Origin of the sequence: Thermus brevis, assembly GCF_026427635.1 — a bacterium.
Lineage (GTDB): Bacteria > Deinococcota > Deinococci > Deinococcales > Thermaceae > Thermus > Thermus antranikianii.
This window is the reverse complement of the sequence record NZ_CP102606.1, coordinates 1417632-1434581: the sequence shown is the minus strand read 5'-3', so window position 1 is coordinate 1434581 and position 16950 is coordinate 1417632. Positions and strand designations below refer to the sequence as shown.

Annotated in this window: 22 protein-coding genes; 10 read left to right on the top strand and 12 right to left on the bottom strand. The window is 63.8% G+C overall.

Going from position 1 to position 16950, the window contains the following annotated elements:
* The first annotated feature begins 48 nt into the window (after positions 1 to 48).
* Positions 49 to 249, top strand: coding sequence for a hypothetical protein (locus KQ693_RS07905; protein ID WP_267260850.1), 201 nt, complete (start codon positions 49 to 51; stop codon positions 247 to 249).
* On the opposite strand, the gene KQ693_RS07900 is transcribed toward KQ693_RS07905, so the two are convergent.
* From KQ693_RS07900 to KQ693_RS07845, 12 genes are all read right to left on the bottom strand, one after another.
* Positions 228 to 683, bottom strand: coding sequence for a divergent PAP2 family protein (locus KQ693_RS07900; RefSeq protein WP_105317911.1), 456 nt, complete (start codon positions 681 to 683; stop codon positions 228 to 230). The genes KQ693_RS07905 and KQ693_RS07900 overlap by 22 nt on opposite strands.
* Positions 667 to 1518, bottom strand: coding sequence for a bifunctional 5,10-methylenetetrahydrofolate dehydrogenase/5,10-methenyltetrahydrofolate cyclohydrolase (locus KQ693_RS07895; RefSeq protein ID WP_038030181.1), 852 nt, complete (start codon positions 1516 to 1518; stop codon positions 667 to 669). The genes KQ693_RS07900 and KQ693_RS07895 overlap by 17 nt, the downstream gene beginning before the upstream one ends.
* Position 1519: 1 nt before the next feature.
* On the bottom strand, positions 1520 to 1975 hold the full coding sequence (gene nusB / locus KQ693_RS07890; protein WP_015716883.1) for a transcription antitermination factor NusB: 456 nt from the start codon (positions 1973 to 1975) through the stop codon (positions 1520 to 1522).
* Entirely contained in the window at positions 1968 to 2297 is a 330-nt protein-coding gene (locus KQ693_RS07885) for an Asp23/Gls24 family envelope stress response protein (protein WP_015716882.1), read from the bottom strand. The genes nusB and KQ693_RS07885 overlap by 8 nt, the downstream gene beginning before the upstream one ends.
* A 12-nt stretch (positions 2298 to 2309) precedes the next feature.
* Positions 2310 to 3647 carry an acetyl-CoA carboxylase biotin carboxylase subunit gene (accC, locus tag KQ693_RS07880; RefSeq protein WP_219758782.1) on the bottom strand — a complete coding sequence of 446 codons (1338 nt, stop codon included), beginning with the start codon at positions 3645 to 3647 and terminating at the stop codon, positions 2310 to 2312.
* The gene (gene accB / locus KQ693_RS07875) at positions 3644 to 4174 is read right to left on the bottom strand and encodes an acetyl-CoA carboxylase biotin carboxyl carrier protein (RefSeq protein WP_267260849.1); all 531 of its coding nucleotides are present in this window, start codon (positions 4172 to 4174) and stop codon (positions 3644 to 3646) included. Before accB ends, accC begins: the two co-directional genes overlap by 4 nt.
* Positions 4175 to 4291: 117 nt before the next feature.
* Positions 4292 to 4846 (bottom strand): elongation factor P, encoded by a 555-nt coding sequence (gene efp, locus KQ693_RS07870; RefSeq protein ID WP_015716879.1) that lies wholly within the window; start codon positions 4844 to 4846, stop codon positions 4292 to 4294.
* A complete protein-coding gene (locus KQ693_RS07865) occupies positions 4843 to 5745 on the bottom strand; it encodes a PHP domain-containing protein (RefSeq protein WP_267260848.1) in 903 nt (300 codons plus the stop codon). The genes efp and KQ693_RS07865 overlap by 4 nt, the downstream gene beginning before the upstream one ends.
* Positions 5746 to 5751: 6 nt before the next feature.
* Positions 5752 to 5916, bottom strand: a complete 165-nt coding sequence (locus KQ693_RS07860) for a hypothetical protein (RefSeq protein WP_015716877.1) — start codon at positions 5914 to 5916, stop codon at positions 5752 to 5754.
* A gap of 9 nt (positions 5917 to 5925) precedes the next feature.
* The gene (locus KQ693_RS07855) at positions 5926 to 6813 is read right to left on the bottom strand and encodes an alpha/beta hydrolase family protein (RefSeq protein WP_416376354.1); all 888 of its coding nucleotides are present in this window, start codon (positions 6811 to 6813) and stop codon (positions 5926 to 5928) included.
* A 39-nt stretch (positions 6814 to 6852) separates the two neighbouring features.
* Entirely contained in the window at positions 6853 to 7728 is an 876-nt protein-coding gene (gene speB / locus KQ693_RS07850; protein ID WP_267260847.1) for an agmatinase, read from the bottom strand.
* A gap of 25 nt (positions 7729 to 7753) precedes the next feature.
* On the bottom strand, positions 7754 to 9079 hold the full coding sequence (locus KQ693_RS07845; protein ID WP_267260846.1) for a M20/M25/M40 family metallo-hydrolase: 1326 nt from the start codon (positions 9077 to 9079) through the stop codon (positions 7754 to 7756).
* A gap of 17 nt (positions 9080 to 9096) precedes the next feature.
* Between KQ693_RS07845 and mglB the strand changes: the two genes are divergently transcribed.
* From mglB to pnp, 9 genes are all read left to right on the top strand, one after another.
* A complete protein-coding gene (mglB, locus tag KQ693_RS07840; RefSeq protein WP_038030157.1) occupies positions 9097 to 9588 on the top strand; it encodes a GTPase-activating protein MglB in 492 nt (163 codons plus the stop codon).
* Position 9589: 1 nt separating this feature from the next.
* A complete protein-coding gene (gene mglA, locus KQ693_RS07835; RefSeq protein ID WP_028493287.1) occupies positions 9590 to 10177 on the top strand; it encodes a GTPase MglA in 588 nt (195 codons plus the stop codon).
* Between the two features lie 161 nt (positions 10178 to 10338).
* Positions 10339 to 10443, top strand: a complete 105-nt coding sequence (locus tag KQ693_RS07830) for a cytochrome c oxidase subunit 2A (RefSeq protein ID WP_219758776.1) — start codon at positions 10339 to 10341, stop codon at positions 10441 to 10443.
* Positions 10444 to 10446: 3 nt separating this feature from the next.
* Positions 10447 to 10953 (top strand): cupredoxin domain-containing protein, encoded by a 507-nt coding sequence (locus KQ693_RS07825; protein WP_267260845.1) that lies wholly within the window; start codon positions 10447 to 10449, stop codon positions 10951 to 10953.
* A gap of 3 nt (positions 10954 to 10956) precedes the next feature.
* Complete coding sequence (locus KQ693_RS07820; protein ID WP_267260844.1) at positions 10957 to 12645, top strand: b(o/a)3-type cytochrome-c oxidase subunit 1; 1689 nt, start codon at positions 10957 to 10959, stop codon at positions 12643 to 12645.
* A gap of 67 nt (positions 12646 to 12712) precedes the next feature.
* The gene (locus KQ693_RS07815; protein WP_219758773.1) at positions 12713 to 13198 is read left to right on the top strand and encodes a hypothetical protein; all 486 of its coding nucleotides are present in this window, start codon (positions 12713 to 12715) and stop codon (positions 13196 to 13198) included.
* Positions 13195 to 14352, top strand: coding sequence for an MFS transporter (locus KQ693_RS07810; protein WP_267260843.1), 1158 nt, complete (start codon positions 13195 to 13197; stop codon positions 14350 to 14352). The genes KQ693_RS07815 and KQ693_RS07810 overlap by 4 nt, the downstream gene beginning before the upstream one ends.
* Before the next feature lie 71 nt (positions 14353 to 14423).
* Positions 14424 to 14693 carry a 30S ribosomal protein S15 gene (gene rpsO, locus KQ693_RS07805; protein ID WP_028493281.1) on the top strand — a complete coding sequence of 90 codons (270 nt, stop codon included), beginning with the start codon at positions 14424 to 14426 and terminating at the stop codon, positions 14691 to 14693.
* Positions 14694 to 14750: 57 nt separating this feature from the next.
* Entirely contained in the window at positions 14751 to 16895 is a 2145-nt protein-coding gene (gene pnp / locus KQ693_RS07800; RefSeq protein ID WP_267260842.1) for a polyribonucleotide nucleotidyltransferase, read from the top strand.
* Positions 16896 to 16950: the final 55 nt, after the last annotated feature.

Below are 16950 nucleotides of genomic sequence, written 5' to 3'. Positions count from 1 at the left end.
AAGTTTACCCCATCCCGCCAAGCTGGCAAGGGCGTACAATAAAGCCCCGTGGAAACGGTTGCCTTGGGCGTCCTCCTCTTCTTCGGCCTTTTGAACCTCTGGGTCTTCCACCGCTTCAAGAAGCCCCTCCTGCCCCTGGTGCTGGCCATGTTCGCAGGCTTCTTCACCTTCTTTCTCTCCCCCGTGCTTGGGCTCCTCGTCTTCCTCTTGGGGCAGACCCTGGCCTTTTACGCCGCCGGGAAAAGGTGAAAGCTGAGGAAGGCCACCAAAGCGCCCAGCAACGCTCCCACCAGGACCTCGAGGTAGGTGTGGCCCAAAAGTTCCTTAAGGGGCTCTGGGGCAGGGCCTTTCTCCAGCACCTGTTGCAGTTCCTGAACCAGCTGGTTTAGGAGCTGGGCGTGCAGGCCAGCCGCCCGGCGGATTCCCGTGGCGTCGTACATGACGATGAGGGCGAAGATCGCGGCCACGGCGAACAGGGTGCTGCCAAAACCCTCCTGGAAGCCCACACCCATGGCCAAGGCGCTGACGGTGGCGGAGTGGGAGCTGGGCATCCCCCCGGTTTCCAGGAAGCGCTCCCATTGGAACCGGCCCTCCAGCAGGTAATAGAGGAAAAGCTTCAGGGTCTGGGCCAGGAAGTTGGCCAGGATGGCTGTCCAAAAGACCTGGTTAGCGAGGAGCTCCATGCCGCCTAAGCAACGCCGCCTTCACGGTATTGGCCATCAACATGGCCACGGTCATGGGCCCCACGCCCCCGGGCACGGGGGTGAGGGCGGAGGCCACCTCGGCCACCTCGGGGTGAACATCGCCAAGAAGCTTGCCCTCCACCCGGTTCACCCCCACGTCCACCACGATGGCCCCGGGCCGCACCCACTCCTTTCGCACCAGATGGGGCCGCCCCACCGCCACCACCAGCACCTCCGCCCGCCGGGTCACCTCGGGAAGGTTCCGGGTACGGGAATGGGCCACGGTCACCGTGGCATCCTCCCGCAGGAGGAGGCCTGCCAGGGGCTTCCCCACGATGTTGGACCGGCCCAGGACCACCACCTCCTTGCCCCTTAGCTCCACCCCGTAGTGCTTGAGCAGGCGGACGACACCCAGGGGCGTGCAGGGGAAAAGCCCCTCTCCCCCGCTCCAAAGCTTCCCCACGTTGAGGGGGTGGAAGCCATCCACATCCTTAAGGGGAGAGATGGCCTCCAAAACCCGCTCCGTGCGGATGTGAGCGGGCAAGGGGAGCTGGACCAGGATGCCGTCCACCTCCGGGTCCTGGTTAAGGGCCTCTATGCGCCCGAGAAGGGCTTCCTCCGGGGTATCCGCGGGGAACACCTCCACCTGGCTCAAAAGTCCAAGCTCCCTGGCCCTCTTGTCCTTAAGGCGCACGTAGGACACCGAGGCGGGATCCTCTCCCAGGCGGATCACCCTGAGGGAGGGCACAAAGGGCAGGGAGCTAAGGGTTTCCCTCAGCTCCCGATACACGGTCTCCGCCACCTCATGGCCGGAAAGGGTACGGGCAAGGGTCATCTCAGTCCTCCTTGGGCACCGCCTTCAGCTCACCCCCCTGGATCCGCCGGTACAAGCGGCCCAGCACCCCGTTGACAAACGCTCCCGAGTGCTCTCCCCCGTAGCGGTTGGCGATCTTCACCGCCACCTCGATCAGGGGGGCGAAGGGAGTGGGCTCGTAGAGCATCTCGTAGGCTGCCAGGCGCAACACCGTGAGGTCGGTTTTGGACATCTGGGCGAAGTCCCAGCCCTCCACCGTATCCCGTAGCACCTGGTCCACCTCTTCCGCATGAGCCTTGTATCCCTCCAGCAAGCGCCGGGCAAAGGCCACGCCCTCCTGGTCCAGGGAATCCCCATAGGAGTCCTCCTCGCCCCCCATCTCCTCCAAGGCGTGGCGGAAGGCCTCCTCCAGATCCACCCCCCCCTGGGTATGGGCGAACAAGGCCCGCATGGCCAGTTCCCTGGCTCGCCTAAGCATGGGCCTCCTTCCGGTACTCCACCTGGGCCACGGTGAGGTTCACCGCCTGCACCTTCTCCCCCGTGGCCAGGTAAAGGGCTTCCGCCACGGCTTTTTGCACCGCCTGGGCTGCCTCGGGAATGGAAACCCCGTAGTCCACGGAGAGCACCAGGTCCACCGTGAACCCCTCGGGGGTGCGCTCCACCTTGATGGGCTTCATGCGGCGGAAAACCTCCCCCAGGGAGCGGGGAGCGGTTTCCAAGAGCCGCACCCCCTGAAGGTCGGAAAGGGCATGGGCCACCAGCCCCTCGAGGGCATGGTCGCTGATCTCGTACTCCACCATCACACGCCCAGTCTACATCTCCATCCGCCGGGCCACGAAGTTGGTGTAGACTGCCCCCCGGCGGAAGAAGGCGTTTTGCAGCACCTTCTGGTGAAAGGGGATGGTGGTCTTGAGGCCGGGCCCCTCGATCACCGTTTCGGAAAGCGCCCTTTCCATGCGCTTGATGGCCTCCTCCCGGGTGGGAGCCCAGGCGATGATCTTGGCGATCAAGCTGTCGTAGTGGGGCGGGATCTGGTAGCCCGCATAGAGGTGGCTGTCCACCCGGATCCCTGGCCCCCCAGGGAAAAGCAAGGTTTCCACCTTGCCAATGGAGGGCCTGAAGCCCTTCTCCGGATCCTCGGCGTTGACGCGCACCTCTATGGCGTGCCCCCGCACCTCCACCTCCTCCTGCTTGAGCCAAAGCTTCTCCCCCATGGCGATCCGGAACTGGGCCTGCACCAGGTCAATGCCGGTGATCATCTCGGTCACGGGGTGCTCCACCTGGATGCGGGTGTTCATCTCTATGAAGTAGAAGTTCCCCTCCTTATCCACCAGGAACTCCAGGGTACCCGCGGATACGTACCCCACGTGCCGAGCAAGCCGGGCAGCTGCCTCGGCAATGGCCTTCCGGGTTTCCAAAGGTAGAGTGCTAGGGGCTTCCTCCAAGAGCTTCTGGTGCCGGCGCTGGATGGAGCAGTCCCGCTCCCAAAGGTGGATGACGTTCTCCCCATCCCCCAGGACCTGGATCTCAATGTGCTTCGGCTCTTCGATGTACTTCTCCAGGTAGACGGCCGGGTTGCCAAAGGCAGCCCGGGCCTCCTCCTGGGCCTGCTGGACCGCCCTTTCCAGCTCCTCCTCGGTGTGCACCAACCGCATGCCCCTGCCCCCGCCCCCGGCGGAGGCCTTAAGGATCACGGGATAGCCGATCTCCTGGGCTGCCCGTTTGGCCTCCTCCACGCTGGTAAGCTCATCCGTCCCCGGAACCGTGGGCACCCCGGCCTCCCGCGCCACCTTCCTGGCGGTGGCCTTGTCCCCAAGGGCCCGCATGTTCTCTGGGGTGGGACCGATGAAGGTGATGCCGTGGTCCCGGCACATCTCGGCAAAGGTGGCGTTCTCCGCCAGGAAGCCGTAACCGGGATGGATGGCGTCGGCCCCGGTCACGATGGCCGCGGAAAGCAGGTTGGGGATGTTCAGGTAGCTCTGCCCGGAAGGAGGAGGTCCGATGCAGATGGCCTCGTCCGCCAGGAGCACGGGAAGGCTCTTCTCGTCGGCGGTGGAGTGGGCCACCACGGTCTTGATCCCCAACTCCTTGGCGGCCCGGATAATCCTCAAGGCGATCTCGCCCCGGTTGGCGATTAAGACCTTCTTCATAGCGGCTGGATCAGGAAGAGGGGTTGCCCGTACTCCACGGGTTCCCCGTTCTTCACCAGGATCTTCTTGACGATCCCGGAAACCTCCGACTCAATCTCGTTCATGAGCTTCATCGCCTCAATGATGCAGAGCACCTGTCCCTTTTCCACCCGGTCCCCTTCCTCCACGTAAGGGGGGGCATCCGGGGCCGGTGCCCGGTAGAAGGTACCCACGATGGGGGCCCTCACCTCCACGCAACCCGCGCACTCCTCCTTAGCCTCCTTGGCCCCCTTGGCCTCCTGGGCCTCGAGGCCCGGGGCTCCGGCAGCCGGAGCCAAATCCGCAGGGGCAGGGGCGCCGGGAGCGGTGGGGGTGGGCAGGGAAGGAGGCGGGGCCGGAGGGGTGGTTATCCCTTGCGGCAAGGCCACCACCTGCACCTCGCCTCCTCGGCGCACGGTCAGCTTGTAATCAGGGGTTTCCAGGGTAAGCTCGCTCACCCCGTGCTCCACCAGGGCCTGCAAGATTTGTTTCAGCTCCTTGGGCGTCATGGGTACACCTCGCGGCATAAAGCTTACCCCATGTGCCCACGAAACGGCTTTTGTACCCGGTCAAAATATGCCGGAGGCAAGAGGGGCCTGGGTGAATCCCAGGCCCCTTATCCTGTCTTAGGCCCGGCCCACGTACTGGCCCGTGCGGGTATCCACCTTGATGACCTCGCCGGGCTCCACGAAAAGGGGCACCTGCACCACCGCTCCCGTTTCCAAGGTGGCGGGTTTGCTCCCGCCGGAGACCGTATCCCCCCGCACCCCCGGGGGCGTGTCCACCACCTTGAGTTCCACCACGGTGGGCGGGGTAATCTTCAGGGGGCGCCCCTCGTACATATCCCCCAGAACGGTCATGCCCTCCTTGAGAAACCGGGCAGCCTCCACCTGATCCTTGGGCAGGTGGAACTGCTCGTAGGTCTCCAGATCCATGAAGACCAGGTCGTCCCCTTCCTGGTACAGGTACTGGAGCTCCCGGGTTTCCACGTAGATGTCTTCCAGCTTCTCCCCGGAGTTGAAGGTACGCTCAATGGTAGCCCCCGTTTCCAGGTTCTTGAACTTGGCCACCACCTTGGCCCCACCGCGGCCGATCTTCTGGTGCTGGTATTCCACGCACTCCCAAAGGCCGCCCTCCATCTTCACCTTGGTTCCGGGTCTAAGGTCGGTCACGCTGATCATGCTTCCTCCTGTAGGTCCAGGACCTGGGGCCTAAGCCCTAAGAGGTCAATATACCGGAGGTACTCCTCTTCCCCAAGCTCCCGCCCGGCCAAGGCCACCAAAAGGGCCTCCATGACGTTGGTGCCAAAGCTTCGCCCGTTCAAGCGGGGGGTGGTGGTGATGAGGCGCCTTACCCCCCTCTCCCGTAAAAAGGCCACGTCCTCCTCCGTGGTGGTGTTGGTGAGCACCGTCTTCCCCTGCATCTCGTCGGGCATGTGCCGCTTGATGTAGTGCCAGTCCCCCGCCACCAGGTCCGCCCAGGTGTAGTAGCGGCTTCGCCAGTCCACCGCCCGCTTCTCCTGCTTTTCCCCCGTAGGGTAAAGGAGCTGGAAAGGAAGCTGGGTAAGGACCGGGAGGAGGACGAAGGCCAGTTTCTGCAGGAAGGAGAGGGAGTACAGGGGTATGGGTAAGCCCAGGGCAAAGATGAAGTCCCCGTAAAGGACCTTGGCCCCGGCCTCGTGCAGGGCCTCGGCCAGGCCGAAGCGGTCCACGGCGGAGGGCAAAAGCACCTTCGTACTCTTCCAGTCTATCAGCCCCGCCAGCTGGGCCACCGCCCGACGCTCCAAGGTGTGCTTGAGGCCCGAGCCATCCACCACCGGGGTTTTACGGGCCGCCTCCTTAAGCCTTTTGGCATCCCGGATGGTGTAGCGCCGCCCCCCTGCCCAAAGGTAGAGATCAATGCCCCCGAGGCCGATGGCGTCGACCTTTCCATCCAGCTCAGCAATGAGCCGCAAGGCTTTCTGGAAGTCGCCATCCGTGCCCCGCCTTTCCAAAACCACCTCCTCCCCGAGGAGCTCCACCTGGACCACGGAGTCCCGGCGGCTAGCCCCCAGGGACACGGAAACCACGTGCTTGGCCACGAAGGGCTATTCTAACCGAAGGAGGAAGCCAAGGACCAGCCAAAGGGCAGCCAGCAGGAAGAAGGGCCAGGTGCGCCGCACCCCCAGCAGGCGGGCTAGAAGGCCAAAGACCACACTCCCGAAGGCAAGGGCGAAGAAGAGGGCCTCGAGGTTCTCAAAAAAGGCCTGCATGGCCCAAGGTTACCGCAAGACCCGCCCGAAAAAGGCCAGGACCCTTTGGCGGAACGCCTGGTCCACCGGACCGCGGAAGAGGTGGCCCGCCGGGTAGCTGAAGCACTCCACCAGCTTCCCCAAGGACTTAAGCCTTCGGCAAAGCTCCCATGACCACTCCGGGGGCACCTGGGCGTCCTGGATGCCATGGTGGACGCTGAAGGGCACGGCGACCCTCTCCAGGTAGGTCCAGGCGGAAGCCTCCGCCAGAGTTTTGGGAGGAAGGGTTAGAAGCTCCCGGCCTCGAGTACCCCCCGACCAGTAGCGGATCCGCTCCAGATTCTGCCTCTCGTCCCCGCTCATGCTCCCGTAAAGCACCACACCCTTCAGGCGGGGATCCACCAGGGCCACTACCTGGGCAATCCCCCCACCCATGGAGTGGCCGAAGAGGCCGATGCGCCTCCCATCCGCCTGGGGCAGGACGCCCTTGCGCACCTCGGCCAATAGATTCAACACATCCACCGCGTAGACGTGGCGCAGGCCCATGGCGGGCCTTCCCTCCGAGGGGGGATGGCCCCGGTAGTTGGGGTGGAGGACCAGGTACCCTGCCTCCGCCAGAAAGTCGGCGTAGGGGGCGGTGTAGGCCAGGGTCCGGTAGCGGCTCGGCTCCACATACCCGTGGAGCACCACCACCACGGGAAAAGGACCCTGGCCCAAAGGCAGGTTGGCAAATCCGTACACCCGAAGCCCATCGGAAAGATGGGAGAAAAGCACCCGGGTGAAACGGGGGTTCCTCTCCAAGACCCGTTCCACCCGGAACCCCCCTTCCCCATAAGCCCTCTCCCAGAGGTCGGGCAGGGTGAGGGACTGGGCCAGGCCCACCCACAGGAGGAGCACGCCCAGGAGCCAGGGCATCATCTTCCCAGGCTACGGGCAAGCGGGGGAAGGAAATGTAGCCTACAGGCCCCTGGCCTCGAGCCACCCTGCCTGAAGGCCCTTTAGGCCGATGGCGTGATAGACCAGCTGGGCTGCGGTCATCTCCGCATGGAACTGGCCGTTGGGAGAAAGCTCCACGAAGTCCATGCCCACCACTTCCTTTTCTCGGAAGACCGCCTCCAGGAGGTCCACCACCTGGCGGTAGGAAAGCCCCCCGGGCAAGGGAGTGCCCACGCTGGGCATAACGCTGGGATCCAGGGCGTCAAAGTCCAGGCTGATGTACACCCTCTCCCCCAAGGCCTCGAGGATCTCCCTTAACGGAAGGCCCTCCCGGTGCAGGCGGTGAGCGGGGAAAAGGGCCACCCCCTTCGCCCTGGCCAAGGCCAAGGAATCCTGATCCATGGCCCGGATCCCCACCTGGACCAAGGGGAAACCCTCCCCCAGCAAGCGGTAAAAGGGCGAGGCATGGGAATACACCGAGCCTTGCCACTCGGGGTAAAGGTCGGCGTGCGCATCGATGTGGAGAAGGGAAAACGCCCCCAAGGCCTCCCGGTGAGCCTGGACCAGGGGATGGGTGATGGAATGGTCCCCCCCCAGGGCCACCAGGAACTTGCCCGCCCGAAGATGCGTGAGGGCGGCTTCCCGGATCAGAGCGTGGCTTTCCTCGGCGCTTCCCGCCACCCAGGGCACCGGCTCCGCCGCATGGATGCCCACCTCCTCCGGGGCCACGCCCAGCTCCAACAGAAAGGGCTCCAGCTCCCGGCTGGCCAGCAAGATGGCCTCAGGGCCCCGCCTCGCCCCCGGCAAGAAGGAGAGGGAAAGGTCGTAGGGCACGGGCAGGACCACCACCCGGGCCTCCTCGTAAGGGGTATCGCGCTCGCCAAAGAAAAGACGCATACCCCTAAGAGCCTAGCAGATGGCGCTAGCTTCCGAGAAAGTAAAGCTCAAGAAGCCGGAGAAGGGCCAGGGTGCCCCGCTCAAAATCCCGGATGCGGATGTGCTCGTTGGGGCTATGCACCCGGCTTCCCGGATACCCCACCCCCAATCCCACCGCCGGGGCTCCCAGGTGGTGCAGAAAAGGATGCATGGGACCGGATCCCGCCATGTTGGGGTAAAGCACCGCCTTCGCCCCAAAGGCTTCTTCTAACGCCCTCTGGGCAAGGCCTACGAAGGGATGGGAAAGATCCGAGCGGGCCGGGTGCTCTCCCTTCTCCAGGACCACCACCTCCACGTCGTGGAAGCCCTGGGCCTCGAGGTGCCGCCTCAAAAGCTCTGGGATCTCCTCCGGATCCTGGTCGGGTACCAGGCGGAAGTCCAGCTTGGCAAAGGCCTCCGCCGGCAGCACGGTCTTGGAACCTGGGCCCCCATAGCCCGAGTGGAAGCCGTTTACGTTGACGCAGGGCTCCGCATAAAGGCGCTGGTTGAACTCCAGGTTTCTGGCCCCGCCCAGGAAGTCCCGCACGCCAAAGGCTTCCTTCAGCGCCTCCGATTCATCGGGAATCTCCGCCAGCACCTCCATCTCCTTGGGCGAAAGGGGACGGACCCGGTCGTAAAAACCCGGGATGAGGACCCTTCCCTCCTCATCCCGCAGGCTGGCGATGGCCCGGCTCAAGCGGTAAATGGGGTTTTCCACCACCGCCCCGTAGGAGGAATGCAGGTCAAAGGCAGCGGTGCGCACCCGAAGCTCGAGGGCCACGATGCCCTTAAGGCCCGCATACAGGTAGGGGCGCCCCTTCGCGTCCACCCCCCCTGCCTCCCAGACGATGGCCTCGGACCTCAGGCGGTCCTTTTTGTCCCGGACGTAGTCCGCCAGATGGGGGCTTCCCACCTCCTCCTCCCCCTCCACCACGAACTTCACCCGGGGAAGAAAGCCGTGCTTTTCCCGGAAGAAGCGCAGGGCCATAACCCTGGCCACCAGCTCCCCCTTGTCGTCATGGGTACCCCGGCCATACCAGAGGCCGTCGCGTTCCACCAGGCGAAAGGGCTCGGTTTCCCATAACTCCAAGGGATCGGGGGGCTGAACATCGTAGTGGTTGTAAAACAAAAGGACCCTTTCCCCCTCACCCCCCTCGGCGTAGACCACTGGGGGCCCATAACCCCGATGGAGCTCTGCCTTAAGGCCCAGGTCCTGAAGCACCTCGGCCACCTTGGCCGCACCCTCCTCGAGGGCCCTTCCCTCGGCGCTCACCGTGGGTAAGGCCACCAGCTCCTCCAAAAGCGCCTTGGCCTCTTCCAGGAACGACCTCATGGTAGACTGAGCATACTATGGTGGAACCTTCCCTGGTCCTCTACGGGACCCTATACCAGCGGGCCATGGACGTGCTCCAGGAAACCCTCCAGGAAACCGGGGCCCGCTATGCCCTCTTCATTGACCGCAAGGGATTCGTCCTGGCCCACAAGGAGGCCCTCTGGGCCCCCAAGCCCCCGCCCCTGGACTCCCTGGCCACCCTGGTGGCGGGAAACGCCGCCGCCACCCAAGCCTTGGCCAAGTTGCTGGGAGAGGCACGCTTTCAAGAGGTGGTGCACCAAGGTGAACACATGGGGCTCTATGTGGACGAAGCCGGCGAGGCGGCCCTCCTGGTCCTGGTCTTTGACGAGAACGCTCCCCTGGGCAAGATCAAGCTCCACGGGAAGCGGGCGGCGGAGACCCTGGCCCGCCTGGCCGAGGAAGCCCTGGCCAACCCGCCCAAGCTGAACCTGGACACCCAGTACCGCGAGGAGGCCAAAGCCCTACTGGACGAACTCTTCGGCAACTAGCATGAGCACCATCAACTTCGCTAACCGCGAGATCAACTTCAAAATCGTCTACTATGGCCCGGGGCTCTCCGGGAAAACCACCAATCTTAAGTGGATATACAGCCGCATCCCCGAAGGCCGCAAGGGGGAGATGGTTTCCCTGGCCACCGAGGACGAACGTACCCTTTTTTTTGACTTCCTTCCCCTGGACTTGGGCGAGGTTAAGGGTTTCAAGACCCGCTTCCATCTCTACACCGTGCCAGGGCAGGTCTTTTACAACGCCAGCCGCAAGCTGATCCTGAGGGGTGTGGATGGCATCGTCTTCGTGGCGGACTCCGCCCCCAACCGTCTCCGGGCCAACGCCGAGAGCATGCGCAACATGCGGGAGAACCTGGCGGAATACGGGCTCAAGGTAGAGGACATCCCCGTGGTGCTCCAGGTGAACAAACGGGACCTACCCGACGCCCTGCCCGTGGAGATGATCCAGGCGGTGGTGGACCCCGAAGGGCGCTTTCCCGTCTTTGAAGCCGTGGCCACAGAGGGAAGAGGGGTTTTTGAAACCCTGAAGGAAGTGAGCCGCCAGGTGCTGGCCCGGGTAGGCAGCACCTAAGATCGGTTTATCGGATGCTTTACCCCCTCAGGGTATAAACGTGTGAATATTAGCTTTCCTTCGTTTCCCTCTTCTTCAGGGACAAATGTACTTCACCCTCTTCTCAGCTTTGGGCTAACATAGGCGCCGTATACGGCAACCTGCCGTAAGGGAGGAAGGGTATGGAGGAAAAACCGGTCGGCGCAATGGGAGTGATAGTGGTTCTTACCCTCACCATCCTCGTCTTCTGGCTGGGGGTATACGCCATCTTCTTCTCCAGGGGGTAGGGTATGGTGGACGAGCACAAGGCCCACAAAGCGATTCTGGCTTACGAGAAGGGTTGGCTGGCCTTCTCCTTGGTCATGCTGGTGGTTTTCATCGCCCTCATCGCCTACACCCTGGCCACCCACAGCGCCGGGGTTATCCCTGCGGGCAAGCTGGAGCATGTTGACCCCACGAAGGTGCGCACGGAAGGCCCCTGGGCCGATCCCGCTCAAGCAGTGGTGCAGACCGGCCCCAACCAGTACACGGTTTATGCCCTGGCCTTCGCCTTCGGCTATCAGCCCAACCCCATAGAAGTGCCTAAGGGAGCTGAAATCATCTTCAAAATAACCAGCTCCGACGTCATTCACGGTTTCCACGTGGAGGGCACCGACATCAACGTGGAGGTGCTCCCCGGGGAGGTGTCCACCGTGCGGTACACCTTCAAAAAGGCCGGGGAATACCGGATCATCTGCAACCAGTACTGCGGCATAGGCCACCAGAACATGTTCGGCAAGATTGTGGTAAAGGAGTGAGCTATGGCGGTGCGGATGTCGGACATTGGCCGGGTCTACGAAGCCTATCCGGAGAAGAAGGCCACCCTTTACTTCCTGGTCCTGGGCTTCGTCGCCCTCATCATCGGAAGCCTCTTTGGCCCCTTCCAGGCCCTGAACTACGGGAATGTGGATGCCTATCCTCTTCTTAAGCGCCTCCTCCCCTTCGTGCAGTCCTACTACCAGGGGCTCACCCTGCACGGGGTGCTGAACGCCATCGTCTTCACCCAGCTCTTCGCCCAAGCCAGCATGGTCTACCTGCCCGCCAGGGAGCTGAACCTGCGGCCCAACATGGGCCTCATGTGGCTTTCCTGGTGGATGGCCTTTATTGGGCTCGTGATGGCAGCCCTGCCGCTTCTGGCCAACGAAGCCACGGTCCTCTATACCTTCTACCCACCCCTCAAAGGACACTGGGCCTTCTATCTCGGGGCCAGCATCTTTGTCCTCTCCACCTGGGTTAGCATCTATATCGTCTTGGACCTCTGGCGGCGCTGGAAGGCCCAAAACCCGGGCAAAGTGACCCCCCTGGCCACCTACATGGCGCTGGTCTTCTGGCTCATGTGGTTCATCGCCTCCATCGGCCTGGTGCTGGAGGCGGTGCTTTTCCTCCTGCCCTGGTCCTTTGGCCTCATCAAGGGGGTGGACCCCTTGATCGCCCGCACCCTCTTCTGGTGGACGGGTCACCCCATCGTCTACTTCTGGCTCCTCCCCGCTTACGCGATCATCTACACTGTACTTCCCAAGCAGGCGGGAGGCAAGCTGGTCTCCGACCCCATGGCCCGCCTGGCCTTCCTGCTCTTTCTCCTCCTCTCCACCCCGGTGGGGTTCCACCACCAGTTCGCCGACCCCGGCATCGACCCCACCTGGAAGATGATCCACTCCGTCCTCACCATGTTCGTGGCCGTTCCCAGCCTGATGACCGCCTTTACCATCGCGGCCAGCCTGGAGTTTGCGGGAAGGATGCGGGGGGGTAAGGGTCTCTTCGGCTGGATCAAGGTCCTGCCCTGGGATAACCCTGCCTTCGTAGCCCCGGTGCTGGGCCTCCTTGGCTTCATCCCCGGGGGAGCCGGGGGTATCGTGAATGCCAGCTTCACCCTGGACTACGTGGTCCACAATACGGTTTGGATTCCCGGGCACTTCCACCTCCAGGTGGCCAGCCTGGTGACCCTCACCGGCATGGGCTCCTTATGGTGGCTCATCCCTAACCTCACGGGTAAGCCCATCTCCGACGGGCAAAGGCGGCTCGGCCTGGCGGTGGTCTGGCTTTGGTTCATCGGCATGATGCTCATGGCCCTGGGGCTTCACTGGCAAGGCCTCTTGAACGTGCCCAGGCGGGCTTACATCTCCCAGGTACCAGACGCGTACACCCATGCCGCCCTGCCCATGGTCTTTACCATCCTGGCGGGCATCATCCTGCTGGTGGCCCTCCTCCTTTTCATCTACGGCCTCTTCAGCGTTCTTCTGGGCCGGGAGCGTAGGGCAGAGCTGGCCGAGGCCCCGGTGCCCTTCGCCGAGGTCATCTCTGGCCCCGAGGACCGTCCTTTGGTCCAGGCCATGGACCGCATCGGCTTCTGGTTCCTGGTGGCGGTGATCCTGGTGCTTCTGGCCTACGGCCCCACCCTGGTGCAGCTCTTCAGCAACCTGAACCCGGTGCCAGGGATGCGGCTCTGGTAGAACCTGATTGGGGTCAAGGGCCAGGCAATCCCTGGCCCTTGACCTTTTTCCCATAAAGGAAAAGGCTATGGACGTGGGTTTTATCCCTGGCCGGAGCCTCCCTTGGGTGGTGGGCCTCTCCCTCCTTCCCTTCTTCCTGCAGTTTCTGGGACTGGGCTTGGGGGATAAGCTGGGCCAGGGGCTTTGCGGAAGCGCCCTGGGGATATCCGAAGCCGAGGCCGTCATGTATGGCCTGGTAAACGAGTACTACCTTTACGGCCAGCTCTTCCTGGTCCTCCTGGCCTTGAAGGTAACCTATGCCCTAGCCCTTTGGGTCCTACGCTTCATGTACCCGGATAGGGACCCTTCCTTCGCCTCCCTGGTATGGAAGGTTGGGGTGGGGCTTTCCGGGGTTTTCCTTCTTCTTTTCCTGGTCACCCGCACCCTGCCCTTGCCCTTTTTTACCCCGTTGGGTCCTGCCCTCCTCTCCCCCGCTCCCCTGGACCCCCTTTCCCTCATCATGGTTCTGCCTGAGCCTTTCTTGCTCTGGCTATACATTCGCCACCGCCCATGAAACTTCCTCCCTTGGTTTACCTCTTGGGGCTGGTCAGCTTCCTGATGGATGTGGCCAGCGAGATGGTCTACCCGCTCTTGCCCCTCTTTCTGACCACCCTAGGCGCAGGGGCCGGGGCCATCGGTTTGGTGGAGGGAGTGGCCGAGGCCACCGCCAGCCTCTTCAAGGTGGTGGGGGGAAGGATCTCGGATCGGTTAGGCCGCAGGAAGCCTCTCCTGCTTGCGGGCTATGGCCTTCCCGCCCTCTTAAGACCCATCCTGGCCTTGGCCTCGAGCCCCTGGCACGTCCTCCTCTACCGCTTCCTGGACCGGCTTGGCAAAGGCCTGCGCACCGCACCCCGGGATGCCCTTCTGGCGGAAAGCGTGGACAAAAGCGCCCTGGGACGGGCCTACGGCCTTCACCGGGGCCTGGACACCCTGGGGGCCACCGTGGGGCCCTTTCTGGCCTTCCTTCTCCTGCCCCACGTGGGGGTGCGGGGCGTGTTTTGGCTTTCCGCCATTCCCGCCTTCCTGGCCGTGCTCACGCTCCTTTGGATCCGGGAAGCCAGGAGCGTAAAGGTAGCCACGGACTCCCTTCCACCCCTTCCGCCAGGCTACCTAAGGACCCTACCGACCGCCTACCGGCGCTTCCTCCTTGTTTCCAGCATCTTTGCCCTGGCCCTTTCCTCCAATGCCTTCCTTCTCCTTCGGCTCAAGGACCTAGGCCTCCTGCAGGAGCAAGTCACCCTGGCCTACACCGGCTACAACTTCCTCTATGCCCTTTTGTCCTACCCTCTGGGTGGGCTTGCAGACCGGGTGGGGTTGAGGCGGGTGGTGGCCTTGGGATTTGCCCTTTACGCCACGGTCTACCTGGGTTTCGCCTGGGCTGAGACGGCGTTTTGGGGCGTGGCCCTTCTGCTTCTTTACGCCCTGTACTCGGCGGCCTTTGAAGGGGCAAGCCGGGCCTACCTGGCCACCCTCATACCCCAGGAAGCCAAGGCCACCGCCATCGGCCTCTACCACACGGTGGTGGGGATTCTGCTCCTTCCGGCCAGCTTGATCTTCGGTTTTCTCTGGCAAAGTTATGGGCCTGAGCTGGCCTTCGGCGTGGGGGCGGGTCTGGCCCTTTTGGCTCTCCTGCTTTTCCTGCTTGACGGAAGGAGGGCCAGGCCCTAACCTGGTAGAGGTCCTTTGGGGCCTCGAGGAGGAAGGGGCCAAAAGCGTCTTCCCCCCTGACGGAGGTAGAGATGCCCATCAGCAAAGAGGAAAAGCAAAAGGTCATACAGGAGTTCGCCCGCTTCCCCGGGGATACGGGGAGCACCGAGGTGCAGGTGGCTTTACTCACCTTGCGCATCAACCGGCTTTCCGAGCACCTCAAGGTCCACAAGCACGACCACCATTCCCACCGCGGCCTTCTCATGCTGGTGGGGCAAAGGCGCAGGCTTCTCCGCTACCTGGAGCGGGAAGACCCCGAGCGCTACCAGGCCCTGGTTGAGAAACTGGGCCTTAGGAAGTAAACTGGTAACCAGGTCGGGGGCGGGGCCTTAGGGCTCCGCCTTTCGCTTGAGGAAACTATGCCGGAAGCCACACCCAACACCCCACAGGCCCATAGGTACGAAACCCAGGTGGCTGGCCGCCCCCTGGTGTTGGAGGCAGGGAAATACGCCAAACAGGCCTCGGGCTCGGTCCTGGTGCGCTACGGCGACACCGTGGTCCTGGCCACCGCCCAGGCCTCCGAGGAGCCCATAGAAGCGGACTTCCTTCCCCTCACCGTGGAGTTTGAGGAGCGGCACTATGCCGTGGGCAAGATCCCGGGAAGCTTCATGCGCCGGGAAGGGCGGCCCGGGGAAAAGGCCATCCTCTCCGCCCGCATGACGGACCGACCCATCCGTCCCCTCTTCCCCAAGGGGTTCCGGCACGAGGTCCAGGTGATCGTCACCGTGCTCTCCGCCGACCAGAAGAACCCCCCGGACATCCTGGGGCCCACGGCGGCCAGCGCCGCCCTTATGCTCTCGGACATTCCCTGGGAAGGCCCCGTGGCCGCGGTGCGGGTGGGCCTCATTGGGGGGCAGTTCGTCCTGAACCCCACCCTGCAGGAGCTGGAGGAAAGCGCCCTGGACCTGGTGGTGGCGGGAAGCCGGGACGCCATCCTCATGGTGGAGGCCGGGGCCCAGGAGGTAGATGAGGAAACCCTGGTCCAGGCCCTGGAGTTCGCCCACCGGGAGATGCAGCCCATCCTGGACCTGCAGGAGGAGATGGCCCGGGCCCTGGGCAAGCCCAAGATGGCCTGGACCCCACCGGAGGCCCTCAGCGAGGAGGAGAAGGAAGCCTTCTACCGCTTGGCCGTGGAACGGGGGCTTTCCGCCGTGCTCCAAACCGCCAGCAAGGGGGAGAGGAGCCGGGCCCTCGAGGCCTTTGCCGAGGCCCTGGTGGCCGAGGCTCTGCCCAAGTTGGAGGACGGCACCCCGGACGAGAGCAAGAAACCTCTCTACGAAAGCGCCTTTGACGAGGTGGTGCGCAAAGAGCTCAGGCGCCTCGTGCTGGAGGAAGGCAAGCGGGCGGATGGCCGCACCCCCAAGGACCTCCGGCCCATCTGGATCGAGGTGGACGTCCTGCCCCGCACCCACGGCTCCGCCGTCTTCACCCGGGGGGAGACCCAGGTGCTGGGCACCGTCACCCTGGGCACGGGACGGGACGAGCAGATCATCGACGACCTGGGGATTGACGAAACGGAAAAGTTCCTGGTGCACTACAACTTTCCCCCCTTCTCCACCGGGGAGGTCAAGCGCCTGAGGGGGGTTTCCCGCCGGGAGATAGGCCACGGAAACCTGGCCAAGCGGGCCCTGAAGGCGGTCCTGCCTCCCGAGGAGGCTTTCCCCTACACCATCCGGGTGGTGGGGGATGTCCTGGAGTCCAACGGCAGTAGCTCCATGGCCACGGTCTGTGCGGGATGCCTGGCCCTGATGGACGCGGGTGTTCCCCTCAAGGCCCCGGTGGCCGGGGTGGCCATGGGTCTGGTGTGGGAGGGGGAGCGGGCGGTGATCCTCACCGACATCCTGGGACTGGAGGATGCCCTGGGGGACATGGACTTCAAGGTGGCGGGAACCCGAAGAGGGGTCACCGCCTTGCAGATGGACAACAAGGTGGGTGGGCTTCCCCGGGAGGTGCTGAAGGAAGCCCTCATGCAGGCCCGTGAGGCCCGCATGAAGATCCTGGACCTCATGGAAAGCGTCCTTCCCGCCCCGCGCCCCGAGCTCAAACCCTTCGCTCCCCGCATCCTCTCCCTGAAGGTCCCGGTGGAGAAGATCGGCCTCGTCATCGGGCCCGGGGGGAAGAACGTGCGGGCCCTCGAGGAGCTTGGGGTGGAGGTGGACATCGAGGAGGACGGGACAGTGCGCATCTACTCCAGCGACATGGAGGCGGCCCAGAAGGCCAAGAAGCGCATAGAGGAGCTCACCATGGAGGCCAAGGTGGGCGAGATCTACGAGGGCACCGTCACCAAGATCACCCCCTTTGGGGCCTTCGTGAGCCTGTTCCCCGGCACCGAAGGGCTCCTTCACATCAGCCAGATCGCCCCCGGCCGGGTGGAGCGGGTGGAGGACCACTTGAAGGTGGGGGACGTGATCAAGGTCAAGGTGCACCGCATCGACGAGCGGGGCAAGATCGACCTGATCCGGCCCGAGCTGGAGGGCAAGATCCCCCCCAGGCGGCGCAGCTAGCCCTGGAGGGTTTTCCTTAGGGCTAGATCCCGGCCAGGCCGGGAAGATGGGAGGT

Bases quoted from the DNA above. Each gene is read 5' to 3' on its own strand.
- speB (WP_267260847.1), bottom strand. From the start codon at position 7,728: ATGCGTCTTTTCTTTGGCGAGCGCGATACCCCTTACGAGGAGGCCCGG.
- mglB (WP_038030157.1), top strand. From the start codon at position 9,097: ATGGTGGAACCTTCCCTGGTCCTCTACGGGACCCTATACCAGCGGGCC.
- mglA (WP_028493287.1), top strand. From the start codon at position 9,590: ATGAGCACCATCAACTTCGCTAACCGCGAGATCAACTTCAAAATCGTC.
- KQ693_RS07855 (WP_416376354.1), bottom strand. From the start codon at position 6,813: ATGATGCCCTGGCTCCTGGGCGTGCTCCTCCTGTGGGTGGGCCTGGCC.
- accB (WP_267260849.1), bottom strand. From the start codon at position 4,174: ATGACGCCCAAGGAGCTGAAACAAATCTTGCAGGCCCTGGTGGAGCAC.
- KQ693_RS07820 (WP_267260844.1), top strand. From the start codon at position 10,957: ATGGCGGTGCGGATGTCGGACATTGGCCGGGTCTACGAAGCCTATCCG.
- KQ693_RS07895 (WP_038030181.1), bottom strand. From the start codon at position 1,518: ATGACCCTTGCCCGTACCCTTTCCGGCCATGAGGTGGCGGAGACCGTG.
- KQ693_RS07885 (WP_015716882.1), bottom strand. From the start codon at position 2,297: ATGGTGGAGTACGAGATCAGCGACCATGCCCTCGAGGGGCTGGTGGCC.
- KQ693_RS07860 (WP_015716877.1), bottom strand. From the start codon at position 5,916: ATGCAGGCCTTTTTTGAGAACCTCGAGGCCCTCTTCTTCGCCCTTGCC.
- KQ693_RS07810 (WP_267260843.1), top strand. From the start codon at position 13,195: ATGAAACTTCCTCCCTTGGTTTACCTCTTGGGGCTGGTCAGCTTCCTG.
- efp (WP_015716879.1), bottom strand. From the start codon at position 4,846: ATGATCAGCGTGACCGACCTTAGACCCGGAACCAAGGTGAAGATGGAG.
- KQ693_RS07830 (WP_219758776.1), top strand. From the start codon at position 10,339: ATGGAGGAAAAACCGGTCGGCGCAATGGGAGTGATAGTGGTTCTTACC.
- KQ693_RS07825 (WP_267260845.1), top strand. From the start codon at position 10,447: ATGGTGGACGAGCACAAGGCCCACAAAGCGATTCTGGCTTACGAGAAG.
- rpsO (WP_028493281.1), top strand. From the start codon at position 14,424: ATGCCCATCAGCAAAGAGGAAAAGCAAAAGGTCATACAGGAGTTCGCC.
- KQ693_RS07845 (WP_267260846.1), bottom strand. From the start codon at position 9,079: ATGAGGTCGTTCCTGGAAGAGGCCAAGGCGCTTTTGGAGGAGCTGGTG.
- accC (WP_219758782.1), bottom strand. From the start codon at position 3,647: ATGAAGAAGGTCTTAATCGCCAACCGGGGCGAGATCGCCTTGAGGATT.
- nusB (WP_015716883.1), bottom strand. From the start codon at position 1,975: ATGCTTAGGCGAGCCAGGGAACTGGCCATGCGGGCCTTGTTCGCCCAT.
- pnp (WP_267260842.1), top strand. From the start codon at position 14,751: ATGCCGGAAGCCACACCCAACACCCCACAGGCCCATAGGTACGAAACC.
- KQ693_RS07900 (WP_105317911.1), bottom strand. From the start codon at position 683: ATGGAGCTCCTCGCTAACCAGGTCTTTTGGACAGCCATCCTGGCCAAC.
- KQ693_RS07815 (WP_219758773.1), top strand. From the start codon at position 12,713: ATGGACGTGGGTTTTATCCCTGGCCGGAGCCTCCCTTGGGTGGTGGGC.